Here is a 17379-nt window from a genome sequence, read left to right on the forward strand (position 1 = left end):
GCCGCGTCGCCCGGTCAACCGCCACGGCCGGGCGCCGGAGCCGCGTTGCCGGACAACCAGCGCACCACGGCGGCGCCGGGGTCTCGGTCGAGGAGCAGATCCCGGACGAGCAGGGTGAGCGGGATCGACAGGATCGCGCCGAGCGGACCGATCACGAACGTCCAGAAGACCACCGACACGAAGCTCAGTGTGAGCGAGAGGTCGACGGCGTCGCTGACGAACTTCGGCTGGATGAGCACCTGCAGCACCACGTTCACGACGGAGTACACGGCGATCACCGCGAGCGCCAGGGGCAGCCCGCCGACCACGAAGGCGAGCGCGACGGGCGGCACGAGGCCGAGCACGAACCCGATGTTCGGGATGAAGTTCGTGACGAACGCGAGGATGGCCCATACCGCCGGCGCCGGAACGCCCATCGCCCAGAGCGCCAGCCCGTCGATGACCGCCACGATCGCGCCGAACGACGCGTTGACGACGTAGTAGCGACGAACCGAGGAGTTGTATGCCCGCACGCGGTCGATCGCCGCGCGCACGCCGGCGCCGAGCGCCTGCTCTGCCCGCCCGTACCGGGCCGCGTCCGCGGCCATGAAGATCACGTAGGCGAGGACGAAGAACGCGGCGGTGAGGAATCCGAGTGCCCAGCCGGCGACACCCTGCGCGACGTCCAGCAGCACCGACGGGTCGAGGGCGCTCGCGGCCGCATCCGACAGCTGATCGCCGAGCCCCAGGGTCGTCAGCCAGTCGGTGACGGATGCCACGCTGGCCTCGAGCTCATCGCCGAAGCCGGCGACCAGCTCGCCGAACTCGAATCCGGCGTACACCAGGAGCGCGGCGAGCGCGGCGAGGATCAGATACGCGACGGCGACGACGACGCTGGTCGCGGCCCATCGGGGCCAGCCACGCCGCTGCAGCGGGTGCCGGATCGGATGCACGATGATGACCAGCACGGCGGCCAGCGCCAGCGGCGCGACGATCTCGCGGGCGACCCACATCCCCGCGAGCGTGAGCAGGAGTGCGATGACGATGACCGCGGTCCGCACGCTCGGCGACGGTGCGCCCGTCGTCGCACCACCACCGGTCTCGCCGGTCACCGGTTCGTCCCGTCCTCGCGCAGTACCATGCGTCGCACACTAGGGCGCAGCACCCGCGCCGCGCCAGACCAGCGCCGAGATCGCGAGCGGTCGCCCGGGGAACCTCTCTCGCCGCCGCGGCCGGCTCGTCGGCCGGCCCGGCCTCAGAGCCCCAGCTCGGTGAGCAGCCGCTGCACGCGGCCCCGGATGTCGTCGCGGACGCGGCGGACGGTGTCGAGATCCTGGCCGGCCGGGTCGTCGAGCTCCCAGTCTTCGTACCGCTTGCCGGGGAAGATCGGGCAGGCGTCGCCGCAGCCCATGGTGATCACGGCGTCGGCGGCGCGGACGTCGTCGGTCTGCAGCAGCTGCGGGACGGCGGCACTGATGTCGATGCCCTCCTCGCGCATGGCCTCGACCGCGACGGGGTTGATCTCGGACCCGGGCTCGGAGCCGCCGGAGAGCACGTTCGCCCGGCCGCCGGAGAGGGCGCGGGCGTACCCTGCGGCCATCTGCGACCGGCCGGCATTGTGCACGCAGACGAACAGGATGGTGGGGGAGTCGGTCATGCAGCGGTTCCGTTCGCAGCTCGTGTCGGCGTCTGGTGGGGGTGATGGTGGGCTCAGGAGCATCCGCCGCTCGACGGTAGCACCAGGTCGACCTGCGACGCGGCCACGTCGTCGCCGGCCAGGTGCGCGACGATCGAGCGGATCTGCTCGTACCCGGTCGCGAGCAGGAAGGTCGGGGCGCGGCCGTAGGACTTCATGCCGGCGATGAAGAAGTCGGGCTCGGGGTGCTGCAGCTCGGCGAAGCCATGTGGTGCGACGGTGCCGCAGGTGTGCAGGTTCGGGTCGATGAGCGGCGCGAGCCGCTTGGGTGCCTCGACGACGTCGTCGAGCTCGAGCCGGATCTCGCGGAGCAGGCCGAGGTCCGGCCGGAAGCCGGTGGCGTTGACCACGAGGTCCGTCTCGTGCTCGACGAGCTCGCCGGCTCGAGCGCCGTACAGCCGGATGCCGTGGTCGGTGCGCCTGAGCCGGATGATCTCGAAACGGTCGGCCACAGCGATCCTCCCGGCGGCGACGAGGGCGTCGACGCGTCGCCCGATCGACGCACGGGCGGCGAGCTCGTCGTTCCCCGACGTCGCGACGCGGACCGCGCCGGCGGTGCGGATGAGCCAGGTGATCGTGGTGCCGGGTTCCTGCTCGGCCAGCTCGGCCAGCGCGAGCAGCGTGTTCGCGGCGGAGTGCCCGGCGCCCACCACGGTCGTGTGCTTCCCGCTGAATCCTTGCCGGTCGCGACCGAGCACATCGGGCAGCGCGTGGCTCACCCGGTCGGCGACGTCCGCGAGTCCGAGCGGTTCGAGCCCCGAGGAGCCGAGGCTGTTCGGCAGGTCGTAGGTGCCGGATGCATCGATGACGGCGCGGGCCGTGAGCTCCTCGGTGGTGCGCTGCCCGGTGTCGTCCACCGAGACGACGCGCAGCAGGAACGGCGTCGACTCGCGGTTCACGCTGCGCGTGCGGTCCATGCCCTGACGGGTGACCGCCTCGACTCTGACGCCGGTGCGGAGGCGGCCGGCGATCGCCTCGAGCGCGGCGAGCGGTTCGAGGTATCGCTCGACCAGATCGAGTCCGGTCGGCAGCGACTCGGGCGCGGGCGGCTCCCACCCGGCCGCGTCCAGCAGCCGGCGCGACGCGGGATCGACCACGAGCCGCCACGGGGAGAACAGGCGGGTGTGGCCCCAGTCTCGGATGCTGCTCCCGACGCGGTCGCCGGCTTCATAGACGACGAAGTCGATGCCGCGCTCCACGAGGTGGGCCGCTGCGGCGAGTCCGACAGGGCCGGCGCCGATGATCGCGACCGGCACTGCGGCGAGCTGCGGTTCGGTCGGGGCGGGGATCGTCAGGTCGACGAGCGTCATGGTGCATCTCCAAGGCATCGATGAACTTCGATATGCACTCTCGACCATCCATCGATGTTTGTCAATATCGACTACCATCGATGCATGCCCACCTCCGTGCTCCCGCTGGTACAGACTGACGCGCAGGCCGCGACGGCTGCCTGCTGCACGCCGATCACCCGAGAGCCGATCGACGCCGACCGGGCGAACGACCTGGCGAAACGGCTCAGGGCGCTGGCTGACCCCACGCGCCTCAGGCTCGTGTCGATCGTCGCCGCGGCCGAGGGTGAAGAGGCCTGCGTGTGCGACCTCATCGAACCGGTCGGGCTCAGTCAGTCCACCGTGTCGCACCACCTGAAGATCCTGATGGACGCCGGATTCCTCACGCGCAGCAAGCGTGGGACCTGGGCGTACTACAAGCTCGTGCCCGGCGCGCTCGGGCAGCTCTCCCAGCTGCTCGACGTCACCGCTTCGCGCTAGCGCCTGCCTCGCGGGCTCGGCGCGAGTCCCGACGAAAGCCTCTCCTTCGGGAGGGGCTTTCGTCGTCTCCGGCGACCTCATCGCGACTCGATCGTGCCGCGTTCGCGTCCCCCGAGCGAATTGCGAGTCACCGCTCCGTGTGCCATGGTGATCATGATAATCGTTTTCAATAACGACCGTCTGGTCGTTTGGAAAGGCACTCATGCACGTTAAGACTCGTCCGAGAGTCGCCGCGGGCCTGGTCGGGCTCCTCGCCGTGACCGGGGCGCTGCTCGCCCCGGCATCGGCGCTGGCCGCCGAGCCCGTCGACGACCCCATCCGCTTCGACAGCGGCCACATCGACGCGTTCGCGCTGTCCCTCAACGACGACGGCTCGGTCCGGCTCGCGTTGAAGGAGGACGTGACCGGATCCCACGTCGAGCGCACGCCTGAATCCGTCGAGCTCTTCGTCAAGAGCCAGGCGATCGTCGACGGCGTTCCCGCCCAGTACCTGCCGGCCGGGCTGGAGGGCGCGTCGTACCAGCTGCCGCTCACGCAGAACCCCGAGCTGCTGTGGCCGGGCTGGGACAGCCAGCCGATCGCCTCGGTGTACGGCGCGAACGCCAAGATCGAGATCGACGTCACCGACGTCACCGGACCGGGCGAGGTGTTCCTCTGGTCGCAGGGTCCGTTCGGCGACCCGCGGCAGATCCTCAGCGGCGCCTGGAAGCTGCCGGCCACGATCCAGCAGTCGGCGCCCGCGCACGTCCACAGCAACTGGGCGTTCACCGAACCGGGCACCTACCGGTTCACCGCGCAGGCCACGGTCACGAGCGGTGACGGAACGCGCGAGTCGACGACCAACTCGGCCGACTACACATTCGTCGTCGCCCCCGCGCCGACGGCACTCACGATCGACGGCGCCGAGTCGGCGGTCGAGCCGGGCTCCCTGCTGACGCTCACCGCCGGGCAGACCCCGGCGGCGGCGACGTTCAGCGACTTCGCCTGGTTCAGCCGCGCCGGCTCCGACGGCGAGTGGCAGCAGGTCACGGATGCCTCGGGCAGCGAGCTGACCGTGACCGCCGTCGACGGGGCGCAGTACAAGGCGACCGTCTCGGGCGGTCAGCGTGTCGCCGCGGGCGGCCCGTTCACCATCGAGTCCGAGCCGGTCACGATCGATGCGGCCGCCGCGCCGGTGAACCCCACCATCGGCATCTCCCCGCTGGCACACCACTACCACAGCGGTTCCCCGATCAATCTGACCGCGATCGTGGAGCCCGCGCTCGACGACGCGACCTACCGGTGGACCGTCCAGCGCACCGACCAGCAGACGCCGGGCGTGCTTCCGGAGACCGGGCCGACGGCCAGGCTGACCGCCGAGCAGGCGCTGAGCGACGCGGTCGTGCGGGTTGCCCTGCTCGGGACCGACGGGACCGTGCTGGCGGAGTCCGAGCCCGCCACGGTCGACGTGGACGACCACGGCGCCGCACCGCTGCAGCAGGTCTCGATCGGCGGCCTCGCGCACCACTACCACTCGGGCGACACCGTCGAGCTGACCGCCTCGGTCGACCCGGCATCGGTCCTCACTCGGTTCGAATGGTACGTGCAGCCGCAGGGCGAGACCGTGCCGCAGCTCGTCGCCGGGCAGCACGACGCCGACTACGCCTTCGAGGCGACGGCGGACCTCGCAGGTGCAGCCGTGATCGCGAAGCTCACCTACGACGACGGCCGCCCCTACGCCGAATCGGCACCGGTGCTCGTGCACCTCGACGACCACGGCCACGAGATCCCCGAGACGGGCCTCACGATCGGCACCGACCGCGCGGCGGACGACTACTGGGTCGGGCAGACCGCGAGGCTGACCGCCGAGCAGTCCACGCCGACCGGCCTCACCGAGCACCGATGGCTGGTGAAGGCCGCCGGCGCGGATGCGTTCGCCCCCGTGGCCGCGCAGTCCGCGGCGCAGTACTCGTTCAAGCCGACACTCGCGAACAGCGGGATCCAGGTGAAGGTCCAGCTGCTCCACGACGGCGAGGTGCATGCCGAGTCCGAGGCGGTCACGATCACCGCGCAGCAGCGACCCGTGGTCACCGAGCTGCTCGTCGAATCCGACCGGGCGGCGTACGTGCCGGGCGACACGGCGCAGCTGACCTCGCGCCAGAGCCCCGAGACCGGCATCGACCACTACCACTGGTACGTCAAGCGCGCCGGGGCCGCCGACTTCGTGTGGGTCGACCAGTCCCGTGAGGCCGACCTGGCGTTTCCGGTGACGCTCGAGGACGACGGGGCGCAGCTGGTCCTCCGCCTGTTCGACGACACCCACGCGGTGATCGCCGAGTCGGCGCCGTACACGCTGACCGTCGCGGCCGGCGCCACCCAGCCCGACCCGGTCGAGCCTCCCGTCGATCCCGCGGCACCGGTCGGCGGCGAGCCGTCGCCGGCCGACCCGGCGCTCACCTCCACGGGGCTGGCGTCGACCGGGGCCGATCTCGGCGGAGCGGTCCTCGGCGGAGCGCTGCTCCTGCTGCTGGGCGCCGCATCCGTCGCCGTCGCACGCCGTCGCCGGCCGTCAGCCGACTGATCGCCGTGCCTCCGGGTGGCCGTCGCGACCGCGTCGCGGCGGCCACCCCGCCTGAACCCGAGAGCCATCCGTGAACCGACTCGTCACCCGTGCTGCCACCGTCGCCACCGCGCTTCCGCTCGCCCTGCTCGCCGGGTGCGCCACGACCGCGCCGGCTCCGGCCGCGACCGACGGCACGGTCGAGGTCGTGACCACCACGGCCATCCTCGCCGACCTCGCCGCGAACGTCGCCGGCGACCGCGCCGAGGTCGTCCCGCTCGTGCCCGAAGGCGGCGACCCGCACAGCTACGAACCGACCCTGCGCGACATCCGCAACATCGTGTACGCCGACGTCGCGTTCTCGAACTACCTCATGCTGGAGGAGCAGAGCCTCATCACGGCCCTCGACACGAACCTGCCGCCCGGCGTGCCGAACATCTCGCTCGCCGAGGAGGCCGTCAAGTACGCGGCCGAGATCATCCCGCTGGTCGAGGACGTGTCGCTCGATACCATCTGGCTCGGGCTCCGCGTCACCGGTGATGGGGCCGCGTACGGGGCCGATCGCACCGCCGACGTGCTGTTCTCGGCCACGGGCGTCGACGGACCCGGCGACCTGATCGCCTATCTCACCGGCAGCTTCGGCGACGTCGACCGGTACTTCGACTCGACCGACGGCTTCGACCGGGCGACCGGCTACCGCGACGACACCGTCACGCTCCCACCGGACGCGCACACCCATCTCAGTTGGGCGTTCACCGAACCCGGGTACTACACGCTGGACGTGCGCGCGAAGCTGCAGGTCGCCGCCGACCAGCGACCCATCGAGATCGCGGAGGACGACCTCGTCTTCGCGGTCGGCGTCGACCCCTACGGCGCGCCGGGCCGCACCGATGCGACGGTGCTCGACGCCGGCCACGCCGACCTCACCCTCAACCTGGACGCCGAACGGTTCGAGCTCGTCCTCGACCACGAGCACGGCTCGGGCGACGTGCATCAGGAGACGTTCGATCTCGGCCGGGTGGTCGTCGACGTGCCGAACACGGCGCTGCACGAGATCCCGGGCGACCCCGCGTACCGCTTCCTCGGCCGTCCGGGGGAACCCGTCTATCAACTGCCGCAGGCGGTGCTCGGCAAGCACGTCCACGGGGAGATCGATCCGCACCTCTGGCAGAACGTGCGCAATGCGATGGCCTACGTCGAGATCATGCGGGACACGCTCATCGAAGCGGATCCGGAGGGAGCGGCGGAGTACGCCCGGAACGCCGCCGCCTACCTCGACGAGCTCGCCGCGCTCGACGGGGAGGTCAGGGAGACGATCGCCGGGATTCCGCGGGAGCGGCGCACGCTGGTCACCACCCACGACGCGTTCGGATACCTCGCTCAGGCGTATGACCTCACGATCGCGGGTTTCGTCACCCCGAACCCCGCCGTCGAACCGTCCCTGGCCGAGCGGAAGCGACTCACCGAGACGATCCGCAACCTCGAGGTGCCCGCGGTGTTCCTCGAACCGAACCTCGCCGCGCGTTCGTCGACACTCGTCGAGGTCGCCACCGAACAGGGCATCGCCGTGTGCCCGATCTACGGCGACGCGTTCACCGCCGACGTCGCGACGTACGTCGACATGATGCGGTTCAACGCCCGCTCACTCGCCTCCTGCCTGTCCGAACCCAAGGAATCCCGATGAACTCCACCAGACCGCTCGTCCGAACCGCCGCATTCGTGGCGCTGCTGCTGGCGGGACTCACCGCGCTGCCCGTCGCACCGGCGCTCGCCGCGCCCGCCGACGAGCCACCGGCGCAGACGATCGATCCCGGCCAGTCGCAGGGGACCGGTCAGTTCGTCGTCGATCGTGGACACGTCGACTTCGGGCCGACGCTGAACACCGGCGAGTGGATCGTACAGATTCACGACGACACCGGGACGCCGAAGTACTGGCGGAACCCCGAGGACGTGGTCATGAAGGTCACCGATGCCGGCGTGCTCACCGTTCCGGAGGGCGACGCCTACGCCTTCCTGCAACAGGCGCCCGGCACCGAGGTCTGGGTGGTACCGCAGACCCGCAATGCGGACGTCGTCTGGACCGGGTGGAACACCCAGGAACCGACCGTGCTCGAGAGCCTCAACCTCGGGACCACGCTCCGCATCCACGGTGTCGACGGGCCAGGCGACGTCTCCGCCTACCTGCAGAGCGGCAACTTCGGCGATCCGCAGCCGCTCTGGTCCACGTTCGACGCGTTCCCTCAGGAGACCTGGATCGAGGTGAACACCCACACGCACGCCAACTGGGTGTTCAGCCGGCCGGGTGTCTACCTGGTCGAGATCGAGTTCGAGGCCGACCTCATCGACGGCCGGAACGTGTCGGCGCGCGACACGCTGCGCTTCGCCGTCGGCGACGAGACCGACCCGGCAGAGGCCTTCGCGGCCGTGTACTCGGGGCCCGCTCCCGCCGCCGACCCCGAGCCGGCGGCGGATCAGGCCGATGCCGCCGCGCCCGATCCCGACGCCGGCACCGACCTCGGCCTCGTGATCGGTGCGGTGGTCGCCGCGGTCGCCGTCGCGCTCGCCGCGGCGATCGTCGTCGCCGCGCTCGCCACCCGCCGCGCGAAGGCGAGAGCCAGGGCGGGATCGGGCGCCCGGACCGGGAGCGACACCCGATGAACGCGCTGGACATCACCGATCTCAGCGTCCAGCTCGGCGGCCGGCGCGTGCTCCGGAACGTCGACCTCGCGGTGCGCACCGGCGAGTTCGTCGGGCTCATCGGTCCGAACGGTGCGGGCAAGACCACCTTGCTCCGGACCATCCTCGGGATGCTCCGCGCGGAGCGCGGCTCGGTCCGGGTGGACGGACGGCCGCCCGCGCGAGCGCGCAGCGCCATCGGGTACGTGCCGCAGCGGCACGAGTTCGCCTGGGACTTCCCGATCAGCGTCGAGGACACGGTCATGACCGGCCGGGTGCGCCGGATCGGCTGGCTGCGCCGGCCGGGGCAGCAGGACTTCGAGGCGGTCGCCGACGCCCTCGAACGCGTGCACATGGGCCACCTCGCCGCGAGGCCGGTCGGCGAACTCTCCGGGGGGCAGCGCCAGCGCGTGCTCGTCGCCCGCGCGCTCGCGCTCCGACCCAGCCTGCTGCTGCTGGACGAACCGTTCACCGGGCTCGACATGCCGACGCAGGAACTGCTCATCGAGCTGTTCCGCGACCTCGCCACCGAAGCGCGCGCGGTGCTCATGACCACGCACGACCTGATCGGCGCGATGCACGAGTGCTCGCGGCTGTGCCTCGTGAACCGGACCGTGATCGCGGACGGGGCACCGGGCGACCTCACCGACCCCGAGGTGTGGATGCGCACGTTCGAGGTGAACGCGGGCAATCCGCTGCTCACCGCACTGGGGGTGGCCGCCTGATGCTCTCGCCGATCGACTTCATCACCGACCTGCTGAACCCGGATCTGCGCTTCCTGCCGAAAGCACTGCTCATCGCGATGATGTCCAGCGTCGTCTGCGGCGTCATCGGCTGTTACGTGGTGCTCCGCGGGATGGCGTTCATCGGCGACGCCGTCGCGCACGCGGTGTTCCCGGGCCTCGCGGTCGCCTTCGTCATCCAGGGCAACCTCGTGTTCGGCGGCGCGGTCGCCGGCGTCCTCACCGCCATCCTGGTCGCGGTGTTCTCGCAGAACCGCCGGATCAAGGAGGACAGCATCATCGGCGTGTTCTTCGTGGCCGCGTTCGCGCTCGGCATCGTGATCATCTCCCAGGCACCGGGATATGCCGGGTCACTGCAGCAGTTCCTCTTCGGATCGATCACCGGGATCCCCGACGAGGACCTCATCGTCGTCGCGGTCACCGGGCTGGTGCTGATGCTGGTCGCGTTCCTGTTCCACAAGGAGTTCGTGTCGGTCACGCTCGATCGCGAGATGGCCAGATCCACGGGCATCCCGGTCTTCACCCTCGACCTGGTGCTGTACGTGATGGTCGCCATCGCGATCGTCATCTCGATCCAGACCATCGGGAACATCCTGGTGCTGGCCCTCCTGATCACGCCGGCCGCGGCCGCGAGGCTGCTCACCGACCGGCTCGCCGCGATGATGGTGCTCGCTCCCGTCATCGGCGGGGTCTCGGCGCTCGTCGGGCTGTACGTCTCGTGGAGCTTCGACTTCCCGGTCGGCGGGATGATCGTCCTCGTCGCCACCGCGATCTTCCTGCTCGCCTGGTGCTTCGCACCCCGGCACGGCCTCGTCGCCAAGACGATGCGCCGTCGCGCGCAGCCGATCGAGGGCGAGGACGACCTCGACCAGTCGCGCCCGCCCGCGCGAGCCGACGTCCCGGTCGGGAGCCTCGCACCGTGAGCCGGGCGAACCTGCGCCGTCGCGGCGCCGGGGCGATGCTGCTGACCCTGGCGTTGCTCAGCGGCGCGGCTGCGCCCGGCGCGGCGGCGGCCCTCCCCGCGGGCCCGGGTGAGCCGGCAGGCCGCACGGCCGCCGCGCCGGGCCAATCCGACCAGCCCGCGCCGCCCAGCTCGCGCAAGCGCGTGATCGGCGCGGTGCACACCGACACGGTCTCGGCCTTCCTGGACCAGGGAACCCTCACAGTGGCGAGTCGGGCCGACATCGACCTGGACGGTGACGGGGTACCCGATCTCGGCAGCCGCCTGGACCCTTCGGGGGTGCTCTTCCATCTGGATGAGCCCAGCCGTACCACCGTGCCGGCCGGCGACGCATACGCATTCCTCGGAGCGGCCGGCGCCCCCGTCTGGCTCGCACCGCAGATCCAGGACCATCGCCTCCTCTGGCCCGGGTTCAGCACCGAGGACCCGGCGCTCGCCGGGACGGTCCACGACGGCCGGCTCGCCGTGCGCATGCTCGGAGCGGCCGGCCCGGGCGAGGTCGAGATCTTCCTCCAGGACGGCGGCGCGGTCCGCCGCGTCTTCAGTTCCACCAGCGACCTGCCGTCGTGGCAGACCGGCGTGCCGCAGCACACGCACATGAACTGGGCGTTCACACAGCCCGGCACCTATGAGCTCGAGTTCGAGATGCGCGGGGTCGTCGGCGGCCGTGAGCAGGCCGCGGCGAACCGCTACACCTTCGTCGTGGGTGACCTCGCCGCACACACCCGCAGCACGAGCACCGGGCTGCGTGCCGACCGCAGCGTCGCCGCACCCGGCGAGGCCGTCACGCTCGTCGCGACCGTCGCGCCCGCGGTCGCCGGCGCCGTCCAGTTCCGCGATCTCGGCAGCAATGTCATGCTGGGACACGCGCCCGTCGCCGGCGACGGCTCCGCCACGTTCCGCACCTCCGCGCTCGTCCCCGGGGGGCATCAGATCCGCGCGGAGTTCGTTCCCACCTGGGCCGACGACGCCACGACGTCAGCCTCGGCACCGATCGACGTCACGGTGACCGGGACCGCGGAACCCGAACCCGACCACGACGACACCGTCCCCGTGCCGGACGACCGGCTCGATCCCGTTGAGGCGGGGGCCGGGCTCACCGTGACGACTCCGCAGAAGCGTCTCGCGCCGGGCGGCACCGTGACCGCGCGAGTCACCGGCGCGCTCGCCGGGCGGTGGGTCTCGGTGTGGGTGCACGCACCCGAACCGTCCTGGTACGGGTGGCTGCAGGCCGACCTCACGGGAGGGTTCAGCGTCGATCTGGCCGACGACCTTCCGGCGGGCGACGCGCGTCTGGTGGTGAAGGATGCCGAAGGCGCCCTGCTCGGCTGGGACCGCTTCACGCTCGTGCCCGCGAGCAACGGGAACGGCGGTGACGGAAGCGGCCCGCCGCCCGTCGCCCCGCCGCCGACGTCGAATCCCGAGCCGCCGCAGGCGGCGACCCAGCAGTGTGCGCCGGCACTGGTCCTCGACCGCGGCCACGTCGACCTGTTCTTCGTGTCAGCCGCCAATGGGAAGGCCGTGCTGCAGCTCGTGGAAGACGTCACCGGTCACCGCGTCGTCCACGAAGCCGAGACGGTGCTGCTCCGCGTCGACGAAGCCGCCTACCGGGCGAACATCCCCGCGGGCACGCCCGGCGCCCCGGCCGGGTACGTCCTTCCACTCACGCAGAGCCCGGATCTCGTCTGGCCCGGCTGGGACACCAACCGCACCGCCGCGAGCGGCCACACCGACGTGACCATCGACGTCACCGGGGTGGACGGCCCCGGACGGGTGCACCTGTACAGCCAGGGATCGTTCGGGGACATCCGGCCGCTGCTCCAGGGCGGGAGCACGGCCCTGCCGGGCAGCATCCGGGAACCGACGCCCGCGCACACGCACGCCCAGTGGGTCTTCAGCGCACCCGGTGTCTACCGGCTCACCGCGCACGCCACGGCGACGAACCCGCAGTCGGGTGCGACCCTGACGACCGCGGCGCACACCTACGTGTTCCAAGTGGGGGACGTCCCGATCGGCGACGTGTTCTGCGGCATGACCACGCACGGCGTGGCGGACGCGGCGGAGGTCAACGCCGCCGTCGACCGGGCCGCGGCGGAGGCGGTCGCGGCGAACCAGGCCGCCGATCCCGAGACGCTGACCCGTGCGCGAGGCCCGGGGAACCGCGGGGCCACCGACGACGTCGCGCACGACGAGACCACGCGAGCCACCGGCGCACAGCACCCCATGGTGCTGATCGCCGTGATCGGCGGAGGCACGCTCGTGGTCCTCGGTCTCGCCGGCGCCACCTGGTGGTACGTCAGGCGACTGCGTGAGCCGGGGCCCGCCGCGGCAGGTCCTTCGGGGGAGCGCGGCTGATGGACCGCGATCCCGCGGGGTTCGACGACCTGCTCGGTGCCGCGGACGATCCGCTCGGCGAGCCCGTGGAGCAGATCCCGCCGCCGAGCCGCACGCCGTGGGTGCTCGCCGCGTCGGTCGGCAGCATCCTCATCGGCACCGCAGCCGTGGTCGCTGCGACCTTGACCCTCCCTGCCGGCGCGGGTGTGCCGCCCGGCGCAGAGGCATCCGCAAGCCGTTCCGCGACCGCGCCGCCGGAGCCCGCAGGAGTCCCCGCCCCCGGGACCGGCTGGGCGGCGGGCGCGGCCGCGCGCCAGGTCGATCCCGGCTGGGTCGCCGACGTCGCCGAACGCACCGCCATCCCCGGGCGTGCGCTCGCCGCGTACGCCGGCGCCGCGCACCGTGTGCGCCTCGAACACCCGGGCTGCGGGCTCGGCTGGAACACCCTCGCCGGGATCGGCCTCGTCGAATCGGAGCACGGCCGCATCGACGGCGCCCGCATCGGCGGCGACGGCGTCGTCACGCCGCCGATCATCGGCATCCCGCTCGACGGTACGCGTTCCGACGCGATCCCCGACACCGACCGCGGCGCCCTCGACGGCGACGCCGTCTGGGACCGCGCGGTCGGGCCGATGCAGTTCATCCCGTCCACCTGGGCGCAGTGGGCCTCCGACGGCGACGGAGACGGTGTCGCCGACCCGCACCAGATCGACGACGCGGCGTTCACCGCGGCCCGGTACCTGTGCCACGACGGTGCCGACCTCACCGACCCGCAGGGCTGGATCGCCGCGATCGCGTCGTACAACAGCTCGCTCGACTACAACCACCGGGTCGCCGAGGCTGCCACCCGGTACGCGGAGAACGCCGGCGCGTTCGGCTGACCGGCCTGGCGCCTCGACGTCAGTAGGCCTCGAAGTCGAGCTCTTCGAACTCGCTGACCTCGGGGACCCAGCGCTGTTCGACGAAGGCGACGTGCGCCGGGTGCGCGTTGTAGGCCTCGTAGGCCGAGGCATCCGCAAAGCTCATCGCGAACTGGAAGCGGAAGCTGCTCTTCGGGCTCACCTGCCGGGCCACCGCGAAGTCGCGCACGCCGGGGATGGAGGTGAGCGCCTGCCGGCCGTCCTCGAGGAATGCCGTCTCGGCCGGCGAACCGGCCTCGTGGCGGAGCGAGAAGGCGACGGTATGGCGGATCATAGGTCGATCGTATGCTGTGCAGATGTTCACCGGTCTCAGTGCGTTCCCACTCACACCGATCACCGACGACCGCGTCGACGACGAGGCGTTCGTCCGGCTCGTCGCGCGGCTTCGCGACGCGGGCGTGGACTCGATCGGCGCACTCGGCTCGACGGGCAGCTACATGTATCTGCATCGCGAGGAGCGCGCACGAGTCGCCGGGCTCGCCGTCGAAGCCGCCGGTGAGGTGCCGGTCATCGTCGGCATCGGCGCACTGCGCACGCGCGATGCGGTGGCCGCCGCGGAGGACGCGCAGACCGCCGGTGCGGCCGGTCTGCTGCTCGCCCCGGTCGGCTACCAGCGACTCAGCGCCGACGAGGTGTACGGGCTCTTCGCCGACGTCACCCGAAGCCTGTCGGTCCCGCTCGTGATCTACGACAACCCCGGCACGACCCACTTCACCTTCACGCCCGAGCTCTACGCCCGCATCGCCCGACTTCCGCACGTGGCATCCGTCAAGATTCCCGGCGTGCCCGCCGACGAGGCGGCCGCGGCCGCCCGCGTCGCCGAGCTCCGCGGCTCGCTACCGGCCCGCTTCACGATCGGCGTGAGCGGGGATGCCTCGGCGGCGACCGGTCTCCTCGCGGGCTGCGACACGTGGTACTCGGTGATCGGGGGCACGCTGCCCGAGCTCGCGGTCGAGCTCACCGAGGCCGCGCGGTCCGGCGACGCGCAGCGCGCGCGAGCGCGGTCCGACCGGCTCGCACCGCTCTGGGAGCTGTTCGCGGTGCACGGCAGCCTTCGTGTCGTCGCGTCGATCGCCTCGCTCCTCGGCCTCACCGCGGTCGAGAACCTGCCGGCCCCGGTCCGCGGACTCGACGCCACCGTCCGCCGCGAGGTCGGCGATGCGCTCGCGCTGATCGGGGTCGACGTCTGAGCCGCCGGCGCGCGCGGCCGGCCGTCGCCGGTCAGGCGAGGCGCTGCGCCCCGATCACCGCGAGGAGCCGGAGCTTCTCGGCGCTCTCGGTACCCGGCGCTGCGGTGTACACGAGGAGCGAGTGCGACTGGGGGGGTCGACCAGCGTCTGGCAGCTGAGTTCGAGCGCGCCGAGCTCGGGGTGCACGAAGTGCTTGATCGCCCTGGGTCGAACTCCGACCTCGTGCCGCGACCAGAGGTCTCGGAACTCGTCGCTCTGCCGCAGCAGCAGGTCGGCGAGGTGTGCGGCGTGGGACGAGCGCCCGCGGAGCGTCGCGACCTCGCGGAGGCCCGACACCCAGAGTCTGGCGAGGAACGGATGGTCCTCGGGGGCGTAGAGCGCGCGGCTGGCCGGATCGGTGAACCAGCGGAACCCGATGCTCCGCGCCGGTCCGACCAGGCTCGCCGTGTCACCGGTGAGCGCGACGCCCAGCGGGGTCTGTCGCAGCGTCTCGCCGAGCTCGGAGACGATCTCGGCGGGCGTGTCGTTCAGGCGGTCGAGGATGCGCAGAAGCCCAGGGCCGATGTGCTCGCTCGAGCTGCCCCGTGCGGGTGGTCGATGCCCGGCGAGCCGGAACAGGTGGTCCCGCTCATCGATGGAGAGATGCAGGCCCTGCGCCATCGAGGCGATCATCTCCTCGGACGGGTGCGGCCCTGTGCCGCGCTCGAGGCGCGCGTAATAGTCGGTGGACATGTGGCAGAGCCCGGCGACCTCCTCGCGCCGGAGGCCGTCGGTGCGGCGCCGCGGGCCGCGCGAGAGCCCGACGTCCTCGGGCTGCAGCGCCTCGCGGCGGCGGCGCAGGAACTCGGCCAGACCGGCTCGATCGATCGACATGGCGCTCCTCACTCGTGCCTCCCTTCCTACCGCCTGCTCACGGCGGGAGCCACTGACCGACGATCCACCTCTCGCAGCCGTGGATCGTCGGGTCCTGGTTCGCGCTCGCCGCAGCGGCGAGAGTCGAAGCACCGACTGCACGCACCGAATCGACTTGGAGCAGATGATGCCACGCACACCGATCGAACCCGCCGTCCCCCGTCTGACCGGCACGCGCGCCGTGATCACCGGCGGCAGCGACGGCATCGGGCTCAGGATCGCGATGCGGCTCGCCGTCGCCGGCGCCGAGGTCGTCCTCCCGGTACGGAATCCGGGGAAGGGTGAGTCCGCCGTGGCTCGCATCCGCGAGGCCGCCCCCGGAGCGCGAGTGTCGTCGCGTCGTCTCGACCTCTCTTCGCTGGAATCGGTCGCGGCGCTGGGCGACACCCTGCGCGGCGAGGGCGAACCCATCCATCTCCTCATCAACAACGCGGGGGTCATGACCCCGCCCGAGCGGCAGGTCACCGAGGAGGGGTTCGAGCTGCAGTTCGGCACGAACCACCTCGGTCACTTCGCCCTCGTCGCTCAGCTGCTCCCGTTGCTTCGCGCGGGCCGGGCGCGGGTCACCTCACAGGTGAGCATCGCGGCGAACCAGGGCGGCATCAACTGGCAGGACCTGAACTGGGAGCGCTCGTATCACGGCATGCGCGCCTACAGCCAGTCGAAGATCGCGTTCGGCCTCTTCGGTCTCGAGCTCGACCGTCGCAGCCGGGTGCACGGATGGGGCGTGACGAGCAACCTGTCCCATCCCGGAGTCGCGCCGACGAGCCTGCTGTCGGCACGCCCGGAGCTCGGACGCGGCGGTGACACCACGGAAGTCCGCGTGATCCGCTGGTTGTCCGCGAGAGGACTCATCGTCGGCACCCCGGAGACGGCGGCGATGCCGGCCCTGTACGCGGCCACCTCGCCGGAAGCCCTCGGCGGGCGGTTCTTCGGTCCGAACGGGATCGGCCACATGGGCGGGGCACCGGCCGAACAGCGGCTCTTCTCCCGCTTGCGCAGCGAGGCCGAGGCCGCGCGTGTCTGGCAGGTGTCGGAGGAGCTGACCGGGAGTCGCATCGCGCACGAGTCGTCCTCGGCGTGAACCAGCCTGTGAGTCACCACATGTTGCAGGCCTACGATCCGAACATGAGCATTGATCAGCATCGTGAGACGTCATCGGACGTCCCTGCCCCTCAGGGCGCCGCCTCGCCGGACGCGGACACGTCCGCGTTCGAGCCGTTCGCCGTGGACCACCTCATCCTGAACGACCTCCCGTTCACCCTCGGCACGGTCGACGCACCCGAGCGGTACACGGTCACGGCGGTCTTCACGCGTCGCCCGCTGCCCCTCGAGCTCGAACTCCTGGCCAAGCCCGAGACCCAGATCCTGCTCGCCGAAGCCGGCTACCCCGCGGTGTCGCTGACGACCGCCGACCGGCGGCTGTTCATCGTCAACACGAATCTCAGCGAGTTGCGCCAAGGCCTGGCCCAGGTCATCGGCCGAGTCCTCGACGACATCGGCACGAGTGTCGCGAAGACGCGGACCGAGCAGGCTCAGAAGGCCGCCGAGCTGGCCCACCGCGCCGCGGAGCGGGTGCAGCGTGTGTTCGCCGAGGCCGAGCAGATCGACTTCTCGCCGAACCGGGCGCACTACACGTGAACGCGATGCGGGGCTGAGC

The 17379-nt window shown here is 71.6% G+C and carries 15 protein-coding genes and 1 pseudogene; 11 read left to right on the forward strand and 5 right to left on the reverse strand.

Features of this window, described 5'->3' with window-relative positions; translation table 11 throughout:
• Window positions 1-14 precede the first annotated feature (14 nt).
• From QU602_RS06060 to QU602_RS06070, 3 genes are all read right to left on the reverse strand, one after another.
• Entirely contained in the window at window positions 15-1091 is a 1077-nt protein-coding gene (locus QU602_RS06060) for an AI-2E family transporter (protein ID WP_308799342.1), read from the reverse strand.
• 143 nt (window positions 1092-1234) lie between these two features.
• Complete coding sequence (locus tag QU602_RS06065; protein WP_308799343.1) at window positions 1235-1636, reverse strand: arsenate reductase ArsC; 402 nt, start codon at window positions 1634-1636, stop codon at window positions 1235-1237.
• Between the two features lie 53 nt (window positions 1637-1689).
• A complete protein-coding gene (locus tag QU602_RS06070) occupies window positions 1690-2985 on the reverse strand; it encodes an FAD-dependent oxidoreductase (RefSeq protein ID WP_308799344.1) in 1296 nt (431 codons plus the stop codon).
• Window positions 2986-3069: 84 nt separating this feature from the next.
• On the opposite strand from QU602_RS06070, the gene QU602_RS06075 reads away from it, so the two are divergent.
• From QU602_RS06075 to QU602_RS06110, 8 genes are all read left to right on the forward strand, one after another.
• Window positions 3070-3444, forward strand: a complete 375-nt coding sequence (locus QU602_RS06075; RefSeq protein ID WP_308799345.1) for an ArsR/SmtB family transcription factor — start codon at window positions 3070-3072, stop codon at window positions 3442-3444.
• 202 nt (window positions 3445-3646) lie between these two features.
• Window positions 3647-6004: a choice-of-anchor M domain-containing protein gene (locus QU602_RS06080; protein ID WP_308799346.1), complete on the forward strand. Its 2358-nt coding sequence runs from the start codon at window positions 3647-3649 to the stop codon at window positions 6002-6004.
• A gap of 70 nt (window positions 6005-6074) precedes the next feature.
• Entirely contained in the window at window positions 6075-7667 is a 1593-nt protein-coding gene (locus tag QU602_RS06085) for an anchored repeat ABC transporter, substrate-binding protein (protein WP_308799347.1), read from the forward strand.
• A complete protein-coding gene (locus tag QU602_RS06090) occupies window positions 7664-8641 on the forward strand; it encodes a choice-of-anchor M domain-containing protein (protein ID WP_308799348.1) in 978 nt (325 codons plus the stop codon). The genes QU602_RS06085 and QU602_RS06090 overlap by 4 nt, the downstream gene beginning before the upstream one ends.
• The gene (locus QU602_RS06095) at window positions 8638-9384 is read left to right on the forward strand and encodes an anchored repeat-type ABC transporter ATP-binding subunit (RefSeq protein WP_308799349.1); all 747 of its coding nucleotides are present in this window, start codon (window positions 8638-8640) and stop codon (window positions 9382-9384) included. The genes QU602_RS06090 and QU602_RS06095 overlap by 4 nt, the downstream gene beginning before the upstream one ends.
• Window positions 9384-10325: an anchored repeat-type ABC transporter permease subunit gene (locus tag QU602_RS06100; RefSeq protein ID WP_308799350.1), complete on the forward strand. Its 942-nt coding sequence runs from the start codon at window positions 9384-9386 to the stop codon at window positions 10323-10325. Before QU602_RS06095 ends, QU602_RS06100 begins: the two co-directional genes overlap by 1 nt.
• Window positions 10322-12718: a choice-of-anchor M domain-containing protein gene (locus QU602_RS06105; RefSeq protein ID WP_308799351.1), complete on the forward strand. Its 2397-nt coding sequence runs from the start codon at window positions 10322-10324 to the stop codon at window positions 12716-12718. The genes QU602_RS06100 and QU602_RS06105 overlap by 4 nt, the downstream gene beginning before the upstream one ends.
• Window positions 12718-13578: a lytic transglycosylase domain-containing protein gene (locus QU602_RS06110; RefSeq protein ID WP_308799352.1), complete on the forward strand. Its 861-nt coding sequence runs from the start codon at window positions 12718-12720 to the stop codon at window positions 13576-13578. Before QU602_RS06105 ends, QU602_RS06110 begins: the two co-directional genes overlap by 1 nt.
• A gap of 19 nt (window positions 13579-13597) precedes the next feature.
• Here QU602_RS06110 and QU602_RS06115 read toward each other — a convergent pair whose 3' ends face one another.
• On the reverse strand, window positions 13598-13891 hold the full coding sequence (locus tag QU602_RS06115; protein ID WP_308799353.1) for a Dabb family protein: 294 nt from the start codon (window positions 13889-13891) through the stop codon (window positions 13598-13600).
• Window positions 13892-13913: 22 nt separating this feature from the next.
• Here QU602_RS06115 and QU602_RS06120 point away from each other — a divergent pair, with 22 nt between their 5' ends.
• Complete coding sequence (locus QU602_RS06120; protein WP_308799354.1) at window positions 13914-14807, forward strand: dihydrodipicolinate synthase family protein; 894 nt, start codon at window positions 13914-13916, stop codon at window positions 14805-14807.
• 31 nt (window positions 14808-14838) lie between these two features.
• Here QU602_RS06120 and QU602_RS06125 read toward each other — a convergent pair.
• Window positions 14839-15680, reverse strand: a pseudogene (locus QU602_RS06125) (helix-turn-helix transcriptional regulator).
• 166 nt (window positions 15681-15846) lie between these two features.
• On the opposite strand from QU602_RS06125, the gene QU602_RS06130 reads away from it, so the two are divergent.
• Both QU602_RS06130 and QU602_RS06135 read left to right on the forward strand, forming a co-directional pair.
• Complete coding sequence (locus QU602_RS06130) at window positions 15847-16803, forward strand: SDR family oxidoreductase (RefSeq protein WP_308799355.1); 957 nt, start codon at window positions 15847-15849, stop codon at window positions 16801-16803.
• Between the two features lie 44 nt (window positions 16804-16847).
• The gene (locus tag QU602_RS06135) at window positions 16848-17360 is read left to right on the forward strand and encodes a hypothetical protein (RefSeq protein WP_308799356.1); all 513 of its coding nucleotides are present in this window, start codon (window positions 16848-16850) and stop codon (window positions 17358-17360) included.
• The last annotated feature ends 19 nt before the right edge of the window (window positions 17361-17379 follow it).

The sequence above is a fragment of the Agromyces protaetiae genome, from assembly GCF_030866785.1.
GTDB lineage: Bacteria > Actinomycetota > Actinomycetes > Actinomycetales > Microbacteriaceae > Agromyces > Agromyces silvae.

What these genes read in the sequence shown, in the direction of transcription:
- QU602_RS06065 (WP_308799343.1), bottom strand. Translation starts at nt 1,636, where the DNA reads ATGACCGACTCCCCCACCATCCTGTTCGTCTGCGTGCACAATGCCGGC.
- QU602_RS06070 (WP_308799344.1), bottom strand. Translation starts at nt 2,985, where the DNA reads ATGACGCTCGTCGACCTGACGATCCCCGCCCCGACCGAACCGCAGCTC.
- QU602_RS06075 (WP_308799345.1), top strand. Translation starts at nt 3,070, where the DNA reads ATGCCCACCTCCGTGCTCCCGCTGGTACAGACTGACGCGCAGGCCGCG.
- QU602_RS06080 (WP_308799346.1), top strand. Translation starts at nt 3,647, where the DNA reads ATGCACGTTAAGACTCGTCCGAGAGTCGCCGCGGGCCTGGTCGGGCTC.
- QU602_RS06090 (WP_308799348.1), top strand. Translation starts at nt 7,664, where the DNA reads ATGAACTCCACCAGACCGCTCGTCCGAACCGCCGCATTCGTGGCGCTG.
- QU602_RS06095 (WP_308799349.1), top strand. Translation starts at nt 8,638, where the DNA reads ATGAACGCGCTGGACATCACCGATCTCAGCGTCCAGCTCGGCGGCCGG.
- QU602_RS06100 (WP_308799350.1), top strand. Translation starts at nt 9,384, where the DNA reads ATGCTCTCGCCGATCGACTTCATCACCGACCTGCTGAACCCGGATCTG.
- QU602_RS06110 (WP_308799352.1), top strand. Translation starts at nt 12,718, where the DNA reads ATGGACCGCGATCCCGCGGGGTTCGACGACCTGCTCGGTGCCGCGGAC.
- QU602_RS06115 (WP_308799353.1), bottom strand. Translation starts at nt 13,891, where the DNA reads ATGATCCGCCATACCGTCGCCTTCTCGCTCCGCCACGAGGCCGGTTCG.
- QU602_RS06120 (WP_308799354.1), top strand. Translation starts at nt 13,914, where the DNA reads ATGTTCACCGGTCTCAGTGCGTTCCCACTCACACCGATCACCGACGAC.
- QU602_RS06130 (WP_308799355.1), top strand. Translation starts at nt 15,847, where the DNA reads ATGCCACGCACACCGATCGAACCCGCCGTCCCCCGTCTGACCGGCACG.
- QU602_RS06135 (WP_308799356.1), top strand. Translation starts at nt 16,848, where the DNA reads ATGAGCATTGATCAGCATCGTGAGACGTCATCGGACGTCCCTGCCCCT.